This is a genomic window from Actinocorallia lasiicapitis (assembly GCF_054778695.1).
The window spans coordinates 1-13,879 of sequence record NZ_BAAGZI010000134.1; the positions used below are offsets into that span (position 1 = coordinate 1).

11 protein-coding genes and 1 pseudogene are annotated in these 13,879 nt (G+C 70.4%); 4 read left to right on the forward strand and 8 right to left on the reverse strand.

Annotation, left to right across the window (positions count from 1 at the left end; genetic code table 11):
* From ACYVE7_RS16755 to ACYVE7_RS16785, 7 genes and pseudogenes are all read right to left on the reverse strand, one after another.
* Positions 1-669 (reverse strand): annotated as a pseudogene (locus ACYVE7_RS16755) (GGDEF domain-containing protein); the annotation flags it as partial.
* A gap of 314 nt (positions 670-983) precedes the next feature.
* Positions 984-2,516 (reverse strand): Asp-tRNA(Asn)/Glu-tRNA(Gln) amidotransferase subunit GatB, encoded by a 1,533-nt coding sequence (gene gatB / locus ACYVE7_RS16760; protein WP_460365647.1) that lies wholly within the window; start codon positions 2,514-2,516, stop codon positions 984-986.
* Entirely contained in the window at positions 2,477-3,979 is a 1,503-nt protein-coding gene (gatA, locus tag ACYVE7_RS16765; RefSeq protein WP_460365637.1) for an Asp-tRNA(Asn)/Glu-tRNA(Gln) amidotransferase subunit GatA, read from the reverse strand. Before gatA ends, gatB begins: the two co-directional genes overlap by 40 nt.
* Positions 3,979-4,272 (reverse strand): Asp-tRNA(Asn)/Glu-tRNA(Gln) amidotransferase subunit GatC, encoded by a 294-nt coding sequence (gene gatC, locus ACYVE7_RS16770; protein ID WP_460365638.1) that lies wholly within the window; start codon positions 4,270-4,272, stop codon positions 3,979-3,981. The genes gatA and gatC overlap by 1 nt, the downstream gene beginning before the upstream one ends.
* A gap of 91 nt (positions 4,273-4,363) precedes the next feature.
* Positions 4,364-6,424, reverse strand: coding sequence for a putative bifunctional diguanylate cyclase/phosphodiesterase (locus ACYVE7_RS16775; protein WP_460365639.1), 2,061 nt, complete (start codon positions 6,422-6,424; stop codon positions 4,364-4,366).
* A gap of 134 nt (positions 6,425-6,558) precedes the next feature.
* A complete protein-coding gene (ligA, locus tag ACYVE7_RS16780; RefSeq protein WP_460365640.1) occupies positions 6,559-8,709 on the reverse strand; it encodes an NAD-dependent DNA ligase LigA in 2,151 nt (716 codons plus the stop codon).
* A gap of 82 nt (positions 8,710-8,791) precedes the next feature.
* Complete coding sequence (locus tag ACYVE7_RS16785; protein WP_460365641.1) at positions 8,792-9,790, reverse strand: methionine synthase; 999 nt, start codon at positions 9,788-9,790, stop codon at positions 8,792-8,794.
* Between the two features lie 25 nt (positions 9,791-9,815).
* Between ACYVE7_RS16785 and ACYVE7_RS16790 the strand changes: the two genes are divergently transcribed.
* Together ACYVE7_RS16790 and ACYVE7_RS16795 are read left to right on the forward strand one after the other, a co-directional pair.
* The gene (locus ACYVE7_RS16790) at positions 9,816-10,391 is read left to right on the forward strand and encodes a hypothetical protein (protein WP_460365642.1); all 576 of its coding nucleotides are present in this window, start codon (positions 9,816-9,818) and stop codon (positions 10,389-10,391) included.
* A 62-nt stretch (positions 10,392-10,453) separates the two neighbouring features.
* A complete protein-coding gene (locus ACYVE7_RS16795) occupies positions 10,454-10,792 on the forward strand; it encodes a SemiSWEET family sugar transporter (RefSeq protein ID WP_460365643.1) in 339 nt (112 codons plus the stop codon).
* Here ACYVE7_RS16795 and mnmA read toward each other — a convergent pair.
* Entirely contained in the window at positions 10,723-11,799 is a 1,077-nt protein-coding gene (mnmA, locus tag ACYVE7_RS16800; RefSeq protein WP_460365644.1) for a tRNA 2-thiouridine(34) synthase MnmA, read from the reverse strand. The two genes, ACYVE7_RS16795 and mnmA, sit on opposite strands and share 70 nt — an antisense overlap.
* Before the next feature lie 76 nt (positions 11,800-11,875).
* On the opposite strand from mnmA, the gene ACYVE7_RS16805 reads away from it, so the two are divergent.
* Together ACYVE7_RS16805 and ACYVE7_RS16810 are read left to right on the forward strand one after the other, a co-directional pair.
* The gene (locus ACYVE7_RS16805) at positions 11,876-12,889 is read left to right on the forward strand and encodes a DUF695 domain-containing protein (protein ID WP_460365645.1); all 1,014 of its coding nucleotides are present in this window, start codon (positions 11,876-11,878) and stop codon (positions 12,887-12,889) included.
* A gap of 80 nt (positions 12,890-12,969) precedes the next feature.
* On the forward strand, positions 12,970-13,879 hold a 910-nt coding region (locus ACYVE7_RS16810), incomplete at its 3' end, for a serine/threonine-protein kinase (RefSeq protein ID WP_460365646.1).

Consider the following 13,879-nt stretch of genomic DNA (forward strand, 5'->3'; position numbering starts at 1 on the left):
CGCGCCCAGCAGCAGCAGACCGGCGAACCGCAGGACGTCGCCCGCGGTGCCCTCGGTGTTGTCGAGCCGCGCCGCCGTGGCGATCACGTCGCCCGCGGTCAGCATCAGCAGGGCCAGATAGGCGACGGCCGCGGTGGGCCGCTGGCGGCGGGCCGCGCCGATCAGGAACGGCAGCAGCGCGCAGGCCAGACCGAGGTCGAGCAGCGGATGCAGGAGTTCGGTGAGGAACTGGAACGGGGTCTCGTCGGACTGCTCGAACAGCCGGCCGAAGATCGCGTCCCAGCCGAGGACGAACAGCGCCGCCCCGCACACATAGGTGTCGGCGGCGTATCTCAGCCAGAGTTTGCCGCGCCGCGGCAGCCTGGTCGGGATCACGAACCCGGCGGACATCGCGACGATCGCCGCCGCGTAGAACAGGTCGCCCAGCGAGAGGGCGGCGATGGAGCTGTTGAGCACGATCTCGGTGACGGCGTTGGTCACGGCGGCCGCGCTGAAACAGGCCGCGGCGACCCCGAACCAGCGCCACGACTCGGGCCCCAACCCGGACGGTCGTGACCCTCGGTAACCGGCATAGAACAAGCTGCCCGCGGCCGCCGCGGCGGCTCCCGCGGCGGCCCACTCACTGGTCCAGCCGAGCAGCGCACCGATCGTGTACAGGCCACCTGCCACGAGAACGACGGCAAGAGGGAGCGTTTGCGCCGGTAGCCGGCGCGAGCCCGGCTCGCCGTCCATCAACTCTGCTCCTAAGTAAGCGGACAATGTTCCCGCTCCGCACGTTACTTTCCGTAGGTCACGGGGTGATTGAGGGTCAGCGCCCATCCGGCGACAAACTCTCACCCGACGTAATCCCTACGGTGCAGTACGTGCCGAGGATTGCACAGTTGTGATGCACGGAGGAGAAGGCAAAAGAAAAGGGGATGCGGCTTTGAAGCACGCATCCCCGGTGGAGAGGCAGGTCAGGCCGATCGGGTCGGCCCCGGCGGTCAGGCCTGGCCGAGCCGCTCCAGGATGATCTGGCGGGCGCGTCCGGCATCGGCCTGGCCGCGGCTGGCCTTCATGACGGCGCCGACGAGCGCGCCCGCGGCGGCGACCTTGCCGTCACGGACCTTGGCGGCGGCGTCCGCGTTGTCGGCCAGCACCTGGTCGATGATCGCGATCAGCGCGCCGTCGTCGGAGACGACCTTGAGCCCGCGGGCGGCGACGACCTCGTCCGGGGTCCCCTCCCCGGCCAGGACGCCCTCGAACACCTTCCGGGCGAGCTTGTCGTTGAGGTCGCCCGCGTCGACGAGCGCCTGGATCCTGGCGACCTGCTCCGACGTGATCGGCAGCGCGGCCAGTTCGACGCCCTGCGCGGTGGCCGTGCGGGACAGCTCGTTCATCCACCACTTGCGGGCGGCGGCGGGCGCGGCCCCGGCGGCGACGGTCTCCTCGATCAGGTCGAGGGCACCGGCGTTGACGACGTCACGGAACTCCTCGTCCGACAGCGACCACGCCTGCATCACCCGGACGCGCCGTGCGGCGGGCAGCTCCGGCAGGGTCGCCCGGATCTCCTCCACCCAAGCGCGGGACGGGGCGACGGGCACCAGATCGGGCTCGGGGAAGTACCGGTAGTCCTGCGCCTCCTCCTTGGAACGCCCGGACAGCGTGGTGCCGGGGCCCTCCTGGAAGTGGCGGGTCTCCTGGACGATCTTCCCGCCCGCGTCGAGCACCCCGGCCTGGCGTTCGATCTCGTAGCGGACCGACCGCTCGACCGAGCGCAGCGAGTTGACGTTCTTGGTCTCGGTGCGGGTGCCCCACTGGTCGGCGCCCTTGAGCATGAGCGACACGTTGACGTCGCACCGCATGGAGCCTTCCTCCATCCGCACGTCGGACGCGCCGAGCGCCCTGACCAGCTCGCGGAGTTCGGTGGCGTAAGCCTTCGCGACGAGCGGCGCCATCTCGCCGGTCGCCTCGATCGGCTTGGTGACGATCTCGATCAGCGGGATGCCGGCCCGGTTGTAGTCGACGAGCGAGTGGTCGGCCCCGTGGATCCGGCCGGTCGCACCGCCGACGTGCGTGGACTTGCCGGTGTCCTCCTCCAGGTGCGCCCGCTCGATCCCGATCCGGTAGGTCTGCCCTTCGACCTCGATGTCGAGGTGGCCGTCGAAGCAGATCGGCTCGTCGTACTGCGAGATCTGGAAGTCCTTCGGCATGTCCGGGTAGAAGTAGTTCTTCCGGGCGAACCTGCACCATTCGGCGATCGAGCAGTTCAGCGCCAGCCCGATCCGGATGGCGTACTCGATCGCGTTGGCGTTGACCACCGGCAGCGCCCCGGGCAGCCCCAGGCAGACCGGGCACACGTGCGTGTTCGGCGCGCCGCCGAACTCGGTCGGGCAGCCGCAGAACATCTTCGACGCGGTACCGAGCTCGATGTGCGTCTCGATCCCCAGCACCGGGTCGTACTTGGCGAGGGCTTCGGAGAAAGGTACGAGGGTCGTCACAGCGCGGGAGCCTTTCCGAGCAGCGGGCCGCCCCAGCGGTCCTCGAGGGCCTTCTCGACGGCGGCGCCCACGCGGTAGCAGCGGTCGTCGGCGAGGGTGGGGGCCATGATCTGGAGGCCGACCGGAAGGCCGTCCTCGTCGGCGAGGCCGGCCGGGACGGAGATCGCGGCGTTGCCCGCCATGTTCGACGGGATGGTGCACAGGTCGGCCAGGTACATCGCCATCGGGTCGTCGGCGCGGGAGCCGATCGGGAAGGCGGTGGTGGGCGTGGTCGGCGAGATCAGCACGTCGACCTGCTCGAACGCCGCGTCGAAGTCGCGGGTGATCAGGGTGCGGACCTGCTGGGCCTTGCCGTAGTAGGCGTCGTAGTAGCCCGAGGACAGGGCGTAGGTGCCGAGGATGATCCGGCGCTTGACCTCGGGGCCGAACCCGGCGGCGCGGGTGAGCGCCATGACCTCTTCGGCCGAGCGGGTGCCATCGTCGCCGACCCGCAGCCCGTAGCGCATCGCGTCGAACCTGGCGAGGTTCGAGGACGCCTCGGACGGCGCGATCAGGTAGTACGACGGGAGCGCGTAGGTGAACGCCGGGCAGGACAGCTCGACGACCTTCGCGCCCAGCGACTCCAGCAGCTCGACGGTCTCGTTGAACCGGGCCAGCACACCGGCCTGGTAGCCGTCGCCGGAGGTGAACTCCTTGACGACGCCGATCCGCATCCCCGACACGTCGGCCTGGCGGGCGGCCTCGACGACGCTCGGCACGGGCGCGTCGATCGAGGTCGAGTCGCGCGGGTCGTGGCCGGAGAACGCCTCGTGCAGCAGGGCCGCGTCCATGACGTTCCGGGCGAACGGCCCGGGAGTGTCGAGGGAGGAGGCGAACGCGACAAGGCCGTACCGGGAGGAACCGCCGTAGGTCGGCTTCATCCCGACGAGACCGGTGACGGCGGCGGGCTGCCGGATCGAGCCGCCGGTGTCGGTGCCGGTGGCCAGCGGCGCCTCGAACGCGGCGACCGCCGCCGACGAGCCGCCCGACGAGCCGCCGGGGATCCGGGACAGGTCCCACGGGTTGTGGGTAACGCCGTAGGCGCTGTTCTCCGTGGAGGAGCCCATCGCGAACTCGTCCATGTTGGTCTTGCCGAGGATCACCAGGCCGGCGTCGCGGAGCCGGGTGGTGACGGTCGCGTCGTACGGCGGCCGCCAGCCCTCGAGGATCTTGGACGCGCAGGTAGTGGGCATGTCCTTGGTGGTGAACACGTCCTTGTGGGCGATCGGGACGCCGGCGAGCGGCCCCAGCTCCTCACCCGCGGCGATCTTGGCGTCGACGGCGGCGGCCTGCGCCAGCGCGGCCTCCCTGCCGACGTGCAGGAACGCGTTGACCTTGCCTTCGACGGCTTCGATCCGGTCCAGGTGCGCCTGGGCGACCTCGACCGCGGAGGCTTCCCCGTCCGCGATCAGCTTCGCCAGCTCGGCGGCGGTCTTGAAGATCATCTGTCCTCCGCCCATCAGTCCTCCTCGAGGATTCGCGGCACCCGGAAGCGCTCGTCTTCGGCCGCCGGCGCCCCCGAGAGGGCTTCGGCGTTGGTCAGCGACGGCTGCACGACGTCCGGCCGGAAGACATTGGTGATCGGGAGTGCGTGGGTGGTGGGCGGGATGTCGTCCGCCGCGACCTCCTGCACCCGCGCCACCGCGGACACGATCGCGTCGAGCTGGACGGCGAAGTGATCGAGCTCATCCTCGCCCAGCGCCAGCCGGGACAGCCGAGCGAGGTGCGCGACCTCGTCACGGGTGATGGACATAGGAAGACCTTCGGAAGATCGGTTGGGTTCGCGACCCATCCTATGGGCAGGCGCTCCGCGCCTCGGCTCAATTACCTCCGCGTTACGGGGCTCAGGCTGCGGGTTCGGGGGCGCGGCGCAGGTGGCCGCGGACCCAGGCGGTGGCGGTGGCCGCGTCCATCGGGCGGCCGAAGTGCCAGCCCTGCGCGATGTCGCACCCCATGTCGCCGAGCAGCAGCGCCGTCCGGGAGTCCTCGACGCCCTCCGCGACGGAGCGCAGCCCCAGCGTGCGGACCAGATCGATGATCGACCGGACGATGACCAGGTCGTCACCCGACTCGGTGAGCCTGCGCACGAACGACGCGTCGATCTTGACCTCTTCGACGGGCAGCCGCTTCAGCCGGATCAGTGAGGAGTAGCCGGTGCCGAAGTCGTCGAGGCTGAGCGGGATCCCGAGGGAGGCGAGGGATTTGACGGTCTCGGAGGCGTACGCGGACTCGTTCATCAGGATCCGCTCGGTGATCTCCAGCCCGAAGCAGGAGGCGGGCATCCGGCGCTCCAGCAGCTCCGCGGTGATCGTCTCGGCGAGCTGGCCGTCGAGCAGGTCGCGGCCGGAGACGTTCACGCTGACCTGCACGTTCAGCCCGTCGCGCCACCAGGAGTGCGCCTGGGCGAGCGCCTCACGCACCACATAGTGGGTGATCGCCTTCATCAGGTAGGTCTGCTCGGCCAGCGGCAGGAATTCCTCGGGGCCGATCAGCCCGCGTTCGGGGTGCCGCCAGCGCAGCAGCCCCTCCATCCCGACCAGCGCGCCCGTCGCCAGCTCGATCTTGGGCTGGTAGTAGAGCTCCAGTTCACGGCGGTCGATGCCGCGGCGCAGATCGCCGAGCAGCCCGAGCCTGGCCGGGGAGTTGCGGTCGGCGGCCGGCGAGTAGATCTCGACGCCCGTCCGGCCCTCCTTGGCGACGTACATGGCGACGTCGGCGCGCTGGAGCAGCAGTTCGAAGTCGGGCGCGTGGTCGGGGCTGAGCGCGATCCCGACACTGCCCTCCAGGTCGAAGGTCATCCCGTCGAGCCGGACCGGTTCGCTGAGCGCGGCCCGCAGCCGCACCGCGACCTCGCGGGCGGCGGCGACGTCCCGGACGGTCGGCAGCAGCACCGCGAACTCGTCGCCGCCCAGCCGCGACACCAGATCGCCGGGCCGGACGCTGTGGGTGAGCCGGTGGGCGATGATCTGCAGCAGTCTGTCGCCGGTCGGGTGGCCGAGGGTGTCGTTGACCTCTTTGAAGCGGTCCAGGTCGATGAGGAACAGCCCGACCCTGGTGGCGTCGCCGCGGGCGTCCTTGAGCCGGGCCGACCGCAGCGCCTCCTCCGAGCGGAGGATCAGGAACTTCCGGTTGGGCAGCCCGGTCAGCGCGTCGTGCAGGGCCTGGTGTTCGCGCCGGACCGACGCCGACGCCGTCAGGTAGACGGCCGTGAACGGCAGCACGATCAGCGGGATGAACGCCGGGGACCGGTCCATGGCGACGACGACGATCGGCGCGAGCCCGATGAGCGCGAGATGCACGAGCACCTGGTAGCCGAGGTCGGCGCCCAGCACCCGGCCGAGCGAGACCCGTTCGTGCAGGGCGACGGCCCCGGCGACCAGCGTGTCGTTGACCAGGAAGTAGACGGTGCCGGCCAGCATGACCGCGCCGAGGGCGTCCCCGTGCGGCACCCACGGCGCGGTGGGGGTTCCGCTGACCCCGCACGCCCAGAGCACCCCGGTGGAGGCCGCGAGCGCGAGCGTGAACTGCGCCACGTTGAAGACGGTCCGGTGCGGCGAGCGCCGGTGGAAGATCCCCGACAGCACCACGCCGAGCCCGTGCAGGAAGAGGGCGACGGGCAGCCCCGCGTACAGCAGGGCCGCGAACGTGAACGTGGTCGAGGTGGTCGCGCTGTTGTTCTCGTTGGCGCCCGGGGTGATGATCGGCCTGATCTCGCCGAAGACGATGAACAGGCCGAGCAGCCAGAACCGGGGATCGCGCAGCCCGGCCGCCAGATCGGCCGGGGTGACCTCGGACATCGCCGCGATCAGCACGGTGACACCCACCCCGACCACCGCTGTGACATACCACCACAGCGGTGACCCGGCGCGAGGCAGGGTGTCCCTGGTGTTGTTCGGGTCCTTCACAGGAGGACTGTAAGGCTTTCCGTCAGCTTTGCGAAACCGGTCGGGCACGGTGTGTTACGTACCGGATCGCACGGAAAGCTCCCTCGTGGGGGAATTCACGAGCGCCGCTCATCTCTTCCCGCGAGAAATTCTCGTCACTCCTCGCTGAGCGTTACTGATGTGGCCGCTTCCGGCCCCTCATGCAACAGAACCAGGAAGCCCGCCTCGTCGAGCACCGGCACCCCCAGCTGGACGGCCTTGTCGTACTTCGTCCCGGCGCTCTCCCCCGCCACGAGGAACGAGGTCTTCTTCGACACCGACCCCGACGCCTTGCCGCCGCGGAGCTGGATCGCCTCTTTCGCGGTGTCGCGGCTGAACCCGTCCAGCGAGCCGGTGACCACGATGGTCAGCCCCTCCAGATTCCGGACGATCTCCTCGCCGTCGTCCTCTTTCTCCATCCGGACCCCGGCCGCCCGCCACTTCTCGACGATCTCGCGGTGCCAGTCGACCTGCCACCACTCCACGATCGACTTGGCGATGGTCGGGCCGACCCCCTCGACCTCCGTCAGCTCCTCTTCGGTGGCCGAGAAGATCCGGTCGAACGAGCGCAGGCTGCGGGCCAGATCCTGGGCGGCGCTCGGCCCGACGTGCCGGATCGACAGCGCGACCAGATGCCGCCACAGCGGCTGCGCCTTCGCCTCCTCCAACTGCGCGAACAGGGTCTCGACGACCTTCTTCGGGGTGCCGTTGATGTTGGCGAAGTACGAGACGACCTTCATCTCGCCGGTCTTGGGATCGATCTTCGGGGTGCCGGAGGCGGCGTCCAGCACATAGTTCTTGATCGGCAGCAACTGCTCGACCGTCAGATGGTAGAGATCGCCTTCGTCCTTGACCGGGGCCTCGGTCGGCGGCAGCGGCTGGGTGAGCGCGGTGGCGCCGACATAGCCGAGCGCGTCGATGTCGAGCACGCGGCGCGCGCCCAGGAACGCGATCCGCTCGCGGAGCTGGCCGGGGCAGCTCCGGGTGTTGGGGCAGCGGATGTCCTTGTCGCCCTCTTTGGCGTAGGCGAGCCCGGCGCCGCACTCGGGGCACTCGGACGGCATCACGAAGTCGCGCTCGGAGCCGTCGCGCAGCTCCAGGACCGGCTCGACGATCTCGGGGATCACATCGCCCGCCTTGCGCAGCACGACCGTGTCGCCGATCTTGACGCCCTTCCGCACCACCTCGAACGCGTTGTGCAGGGTGGCCCGCTCGACCACCGAGCCCGCCACCGCGACCGGCTCCATCAGCCCGTACGGGGTGACCCGGCCGGTGCGCCCCACCCCGACCCTGATGTCGACCAGCTTGGTGCGGACCTCCTCCGGCGGGTACTTGAACGCGATCGCCCAGCGCGGGGCCCGGCTGGTGGAGCCCAGCCTGCGCTGCACCGAAAGCTCGTTGACCTTGATGACCATGCCGTCGATCTCGTACCGCGGATCGTGCCGGTGCTCGCCGTAGTAGGAGATGAACTCCTTGACGGCCGCCAGATCGGGCACCACCCGGTACCGGTCGGAGATCGGCAGCCCCCACGAGGCGAACAGCTCGTAGATCCCCGACTGGGTCGCCGGCACCGCCGGGCCGCCCTGCCAGGCCCCGAACCCGTGGCAGATCATGGTCAGCGGGCGCTGCGCCGTCACCGCCGCGTCCTTCTGCCGGAGCGCGCCCGCGGCGGTGTTGCGCGGGTTGCGGAAGGTCGGCTCACCGGCCGCGATCCGCCGCTCGTTGAGCTTGACGAACTCCGCGACCTCCATGAACACCTCGCCGCGCACCTCGACCAGGTCGGGGAAGCTCCCCGTCAGCTCGGTCGGCACCGACGGCATCGTCAGGATGTTGGCCGTGACGTCGTCACCGACCGCGCCGTCGCCCCTGGTCACCGCCCTGACCAGCTTGCCGCCCTCGTAGACCAGCGAGATCGCCAGGCCGTCGATCTTCAGCTCGCAGAGGTACTCGCCGACCTCGACCCCGGCCTCAAGGCGCTCCGCCCACGTGGTGAGCTCCTCGAAGTCCATCGCGTTGTCGAGGCTCTGCATCCGCTCCAGATGCGCCACCGACGCGAACCCGGGCCACGCCTCCGCGCCCACCCGCTGTGTCGGCGACTCCTCGGTGACCAGCTCGGGGTAGGACTCCTCCAACGCGCGCAGCTCGCGCAGCAGCGTGTCGTACTCGATGTCGCTGAGAGTCGCCTGGTCGGAGTTGTAGTACTGCTCGTTGGCCTCGATGATCACGCGGGAGAGCTCCCCGTGCCGTTCCGCCGCAGCCTGACTCATCGACGAACCTCCTGTTCATGCTGCCTGGAGAAGAGCTCACCAGGCCCCGGCCTCCCCTGAATTCTGCCGTGCGGCACTGACACTATTCGGGGGTGTGGACGAGCGTGGCGGCCGCTTTTCTACAGGTTTCCAGAGCGCGCCGGACATAGGCCGACGAAGCGCCTGCCATCCCGCACGTGGGCGTCACCACGACCTGGCCGCCGAGGGTCTCGGGGCGGAAACCGAGCCGCCGCCACAGATCCCGGACGGGCGCCACCGTCCTGGCCGGTTCGGGCAGCCGGACGTCCGTGCCGGGCACGACGCCGAACAGGAAGCCGATCCCGTCCTCGACGGCCTCGCCGATGATCTCGTCGCCCTTGACCGGGATCGCCCCGATCTCCACCGACAGGGCCTTGGCCCCGGCCTCGAGCAGCACCTTGAACGGCACGTCGGCGGCGCAGCAGTGCACGATCGGGAACGCCCCTGACGCCTCCAGGACGGTCCGCAGCCCCTCGGCGGCGACCGGCGCGGCGATCGAGCGCAGTGTGCGGAACCCGCTGGCGGTGGGCACCCGTCCGGCCAGGACGGCGGGCAGGCCCGGCTCGTCGATCTGGAGGAGGATCTGGGCGTCGGGGATCCGCCGCCGCACCTCGGCGACGTGCTCCTTGACCCCTTCGGCCAGCGAGCCGATCAGATCGCGGACGGCCCCGGCGTCGCGCAGCACGCGGGTGCCGCTCGGCAGTTCGATGGCGGCCGCGAGGGTCCACGGGCCGCAGACCTGGATCTTGAAGGGCCCGCCGGGCGCGAGCTGCTCGACCAGGTCGAGGTCGTATTTGAGGAAGTCGTGGGCGCGGCGCAGGTCGATGCCGGGCCGGTCGCCGAGCCGCCAGCCCGACGGCTCCAGCCGGACGGGCATCTCGACCAGCAGCCCCGCCGTTCTGCCGATCATGTCGGCGCCGGGCCCTCGATCGGGCAGTTCGGGTAGGTGGGGCAGCGGGATCTCACCCGTCACGATCTTGAAAACCTCGGCCGCGTCGGTGCCCGGGTACGAGCCGATGCCGGTCGCGCTGCCGTCAGACCAGGGAAAAGTCACACGCACCATTGTGCCGTGCCTTATCCTGCGCGCCATGCTGAGAATTGGGCTGATTGTCACCTTCCTCCTGGTGATGACCGCTTGTGGGGGCTATGACCCACCCGACCCGCTGACGCTGCGCGCGGTCCCCCAGCCCGACCTCTGCCGCGCCCTGAAGGTCGAGAAGGCCCTGACCGCTCCCGTGGCCTCCTGCACGGCCGCGCCGGGCGCCGACCAGTTCGGGGCGCGCTTCGGCGGCGTCCACACCGTCAGGGCGAAGGGGAAGAAGCCCGAGGAGGTCCGGGTGGCGATCCTGGTGGCCTACCGCTCCCGGTTCGATCCCAAGGACGGATTCGACCTCTGGGCGCGGTTCGGCGCGATCTCCGGCGACCGCGGCGCGGTGATCGGCCTCGGCGAGGCGTCGGTCTTCGATCCGAAGACCCGGATGATGGCGGCCGTCTCCGACGGGCTGATCATCTCGGCGAGTTTCCAGTCGCCGCGCCCGCTGCTCGACGCCACCCTGCCCGACCGCCTCCTGGACGTGATGCAGCAGGCCATCGAGCTGGGACGCCGTCCGGTCACCCAGAGTTCTCCCGACCGTATCCGGACTTCTCCGGAAATCCCCATGTGACGCGCGTTACTGTCTTGGAACGGTCCCACCACCCCGGGCACCGTTCCTAGTTACGGAGCGTCATGACTCAAGTCGGACTGCTGGCCGGTGCGCTCACCACCGGCTGCTGGGCACCTCAGCTCCTGCGCTCCTGGCGCACCCGCTCCACCGACGACTTCTCCTGGACCTATCTCGCCCTGCTCACCGCGGGGGTCGGCCTCTGGCTCGCCTACGGTCTCGGCAGCGGCGATCTGGCGATCACCCTGGCCAACGCGGTGACCTTCCTGGCCCTGGTGACCATCGCCGCGCTCAAGTTCCAGACCGTCAGGACCGCGACCGCAGAAGCCCGGACTCAGGCCGTCGGGGCCAGCAGGGACGAGGCGGAGATCGTCGCGGAGCCGAGCACCGTGTCGCCGTCGTAGAGGACGGCGGCCTGGCCCGCGGCGACGCCCTGGGCGGGCCGGTCCAGCACGATCCGCAGCTCCCCGCCGGCCAGGGTCGCGGTGCAGGCGTGCACCTCGCCGTGGGCGCGGAGCTGGACGAAGCAGCGGGCCGGAAGCTCGCGCTCGAACCCGATCGGCCGGACGGCCGTGATCTCGTCCACGTTCAGCGCCGCACGCGGACCGACCGTCACGGTGTTGTTCACCGGTGAGATGTCGAGCACATAGCGGGGCTTGCCGTCGGGCGCGGGGGTGCCGATCCGCAGGCCCTTGCGCTGGCCGATGGTGAAGCCGTAGGCGCCTTCGTGCTTGCCGACCACGGTTCCGTCGGCTTCTACGATGTCGCCCTCGGCGGAGCCGAGCCTGTCGCGCAGGAACGCCTGGGTGTCGCCGTCGGCGATGAAGCAGATGTCGTGGGAGTCGGGCTTGTCGGCGACCTGGAGCCCGCGCCGCTCGGCCTCCAGCCGGATCTCGGCCTTGGTGGTGTCGCCCAGCGGGAAGATCGCGTGACGGAGCTGCTCCCGCGTGCAGACGGCCAGCACATAGGACTGGTCTTTGCCCTCGTCCACGCCGCGCGCCAGGATCCCGTCGCTGACCTGCGCGTAGTGGCCGGTGCAGACGGCGTCGAAGCCCAGCGCCAGCGCCTTGTCGAGCAGCGCGGCGAACTTGATCTTCTCGTTGCAGCGCAGGCACGGGTTGGGGGTGCGGCCCGCCGCGTACTCGTCCACGAAGTCCTGGACGACGTCGGTGTCGAACCGCTCGGCCAGATCCCAGATGTAGAACGGGATGCCGATCACGTCGGCGGCGCGGCGGGCGTCGCGGGAGTCCTCGACGGTGCAGCAGCCGCGCGCCCCCGTCCGGTAGGACTGGGGGTTGGCGGACAGGGCCATATGGACGCCGGTCACCTCGTGGCCCGCGGCGGCCACCCGGGCCGCGGCGACGGCGGAATCGACGCCGCCGGACATGGCGGCAAGCACGCGCAGAGTCATAGTCCCCCAAGGATATTCGCGACTGGCAAGCCCTTTACCCCGGACGTCCACCGGACGTCGTAGCATGAACGGCGATATGGGCATCTTCAAGCGACGTGACACCTCCCCCGCCGGGACCGCCATCTCCGAGTTCTGGGAGAACTGGCCCCGGCTCCGCGAGCAGATCGAGGCGTCCGACGACGCCCTGGACACCGGCCTCCACGAGGAGATCAGCCGGCTCGTCCACAAGATCCACCCGGATCTGCTCTGGGAGATCGACGCGGGCGGCCCGTCGTTCACGGTGACGGGCGGCGGCATCGCCGAGCTGCGCGGTCTCGCCGAGCGCTGGCGCAAGGCCGCGCCCAAGCGCGAGGAGTGGACCTTCTACGGCGCCCGCCAGCCCGACCCGGAGATGCTCACCCAGAAGCTCGCGCTCGCCGACCACGAGTTCGACCTCACCTATGTGAAGCTCGGGATGCGGGTCGACCGGCAGCGTTCGCGCATCCACATCTCCGCCTACCACCCCGACTTCCTGTTCGTGGACGAGCAGACCCAGCTCCAGGTCGCCTTCCACGTCCTGGACTGGTCGCTCGGCGAGGACGACGTGGCCCGCTGGATCGGCGAGGTGACCATCGCGATCGAGCCGCCCATCGACGCCCTGCCGCCCAGCCTGCTGGCGTCGGTGGTCGAACAGGTCGCCGAACCTTTTAAAGAGGGGGCGTGGCTGACGGGCGAAGGCCGCACCCCCCGAGGACATCCCGCCCGCGTCGCGGTGAAGTACCCGCTGCACCGGCAGGACTACCCGCTGTGCGACACCCATGTCTCGCTGACACTGCCGTACGCGCACAGCAACCCCGACCGGCTGCCGGTCGAGCCTTCGGCGTCGGCGCTGCGGGCCGCGCAGAAGGAGCTGGAGGAGCTGGGCGCGCAGGCCGTCCTCGCGCTGACCGAGACCGGCGACGGCATCCGCGTGTTCCATCTGTACGCCGACGCCGAATCGCCCGCGGTCGCCGTCCTCGACCAGCTCGCGGCGTCCTGGCCGGAGGGCAGGGCGAAGGTCGAGTCGGTGCCCGATCCGGGCTGGCGCGCCATCGCGCCCTACCAACCCTGACCCCGGCCCTGACACGTGCCGTGTGAACCGGGCGGGGGCTGGCGCGCGGGATAGATTGGCGTGGACCCCCGGAGGTTCGTATGCCGCAGACGCGCCCCCTGCGTCGGGAGGACCCGAAAGAGCTCGCCGGTTACCGGCTGAAGGGCCTGCTCGGCCACGGCGGCCAGGGCACCGTCTACCACGGGATCGCCCGCGACGGCACCGAGGTCGCGATCAAGCTGCTGCACCCGCAGTTCGCCGACGACGAGAACTCCCGGCGCTGGCTGGCCCACGAGTTCGAGGTGGCGGGCAGCGTCGACGGGCACACCGCGAAGGTCATGCACTCGGGCGTGTTCAACGGCTGCCCGTACATCGTCAGCGAGTACATCGAGGGCCCCACCCTCGCCGAGCGGGTCGACGGCAAGGGGCCGTTCGATCCGCACGGGCTGCGCAGGCTCGCCGCCGAGACCATCGCGGCGCTGGTCGCGATCCACGCCGTCGGGATCATGCACTGCGACTTCAAGCCCGGCAACATCCTGCTGGGCCCGGACGGGCCGCGCGTCATCGACTTCGGGATCGCCCACGCGCTCAACACGCTGTCCACCCGCGCCGGGGTCGGGGTCGGCACGCCCGCCTACATGGCGCCCGAGCAGATCAACCACCAGCACCGGATCGGCCCGCACACCGACGTGTTCGCGTGGGCGTCGACGATGGTGTTCGCGGCCTGCGGGCGGCCCGCGTTCGGGATGGACGAGTACCAGCGCGACGTGATGCACCACATCATCACCGACGAACCCGACCTGTCCGGGGTGCCGGAGCCGATGCGGGAACTGCTCTACGACTGCCTGGCCAAGGACCCGGGGAACCGGCCGAGCGCCGTCCAGGTGCAGGAGCGGCTGCGGCGCGGGCCCGGCCGGGAGCTGCCGCTGCCGTTCGGGCTTCCGGCGGGCCCCGAGCTGACCGGGCACACCGGGGCCGTCTGCCGGATCGCGCTGACCACGGTCGGGGGAC

Bases quoted from the DNA above. Each gene is read 5' to 3' on its own strand.
- ACYVE7_RS16790 (WP_460365642.1), top strand. From the start codon at position 9,816: ATGCTGAGAATTGGGCTGATTGTCACCTTCCTCCTGGTGATGACCGCT.
- ligA (WP_460365640.1), bottom strand. From the start codon at position 8,709: ATGAGTCAGGCTGCGGCGGAACGGCACGGGGAGCTCTCCCGCGTGATC.
- ACYVE7_RS16795 (WP_460365643.1), top strand. From the start codon at position 10,454: ATGACTCAAGTCGGACTGCTGGCCGGTGCGCTCACCACCGGCTGCTGG.
- ACYVE7_RS16805 (WP_460365645.1), top strand. From the start codon at position 11,876: ATGGGCATCTTCAAGCGACGTGACACCTCCCCCGCCGGGACCGCCATC.
- ACYVE7_RS16785 (WP_460365641.1), bottom strand. From the start codon at position 9,790: ATGGTGCGTGTGACTTTTCCCTGGTCTGACGGCAGCGCGACCGGCATC.
- gatA (WP_460365637.1), bottom strand. From the start codon at position 3,979: ATGGGCGGAGGACAGATGATCTTCAAGACCGCCGCCGAGCTGGCGAAG.
- gatC (WP_460365638.1), bottom strand. From the start codon at position 4,272: ATGTCCATCACCCGTGACGAGGTCGCGCACCTCGCTCGGCTGTCCCGG.
- mnmA (WP_460365644.1), bottom strand. From the start codon at position 11,799: ATGACTCTGCGCGTGCTTGCCGCCATGTCCGGCGGCGTCGATTCCGCC.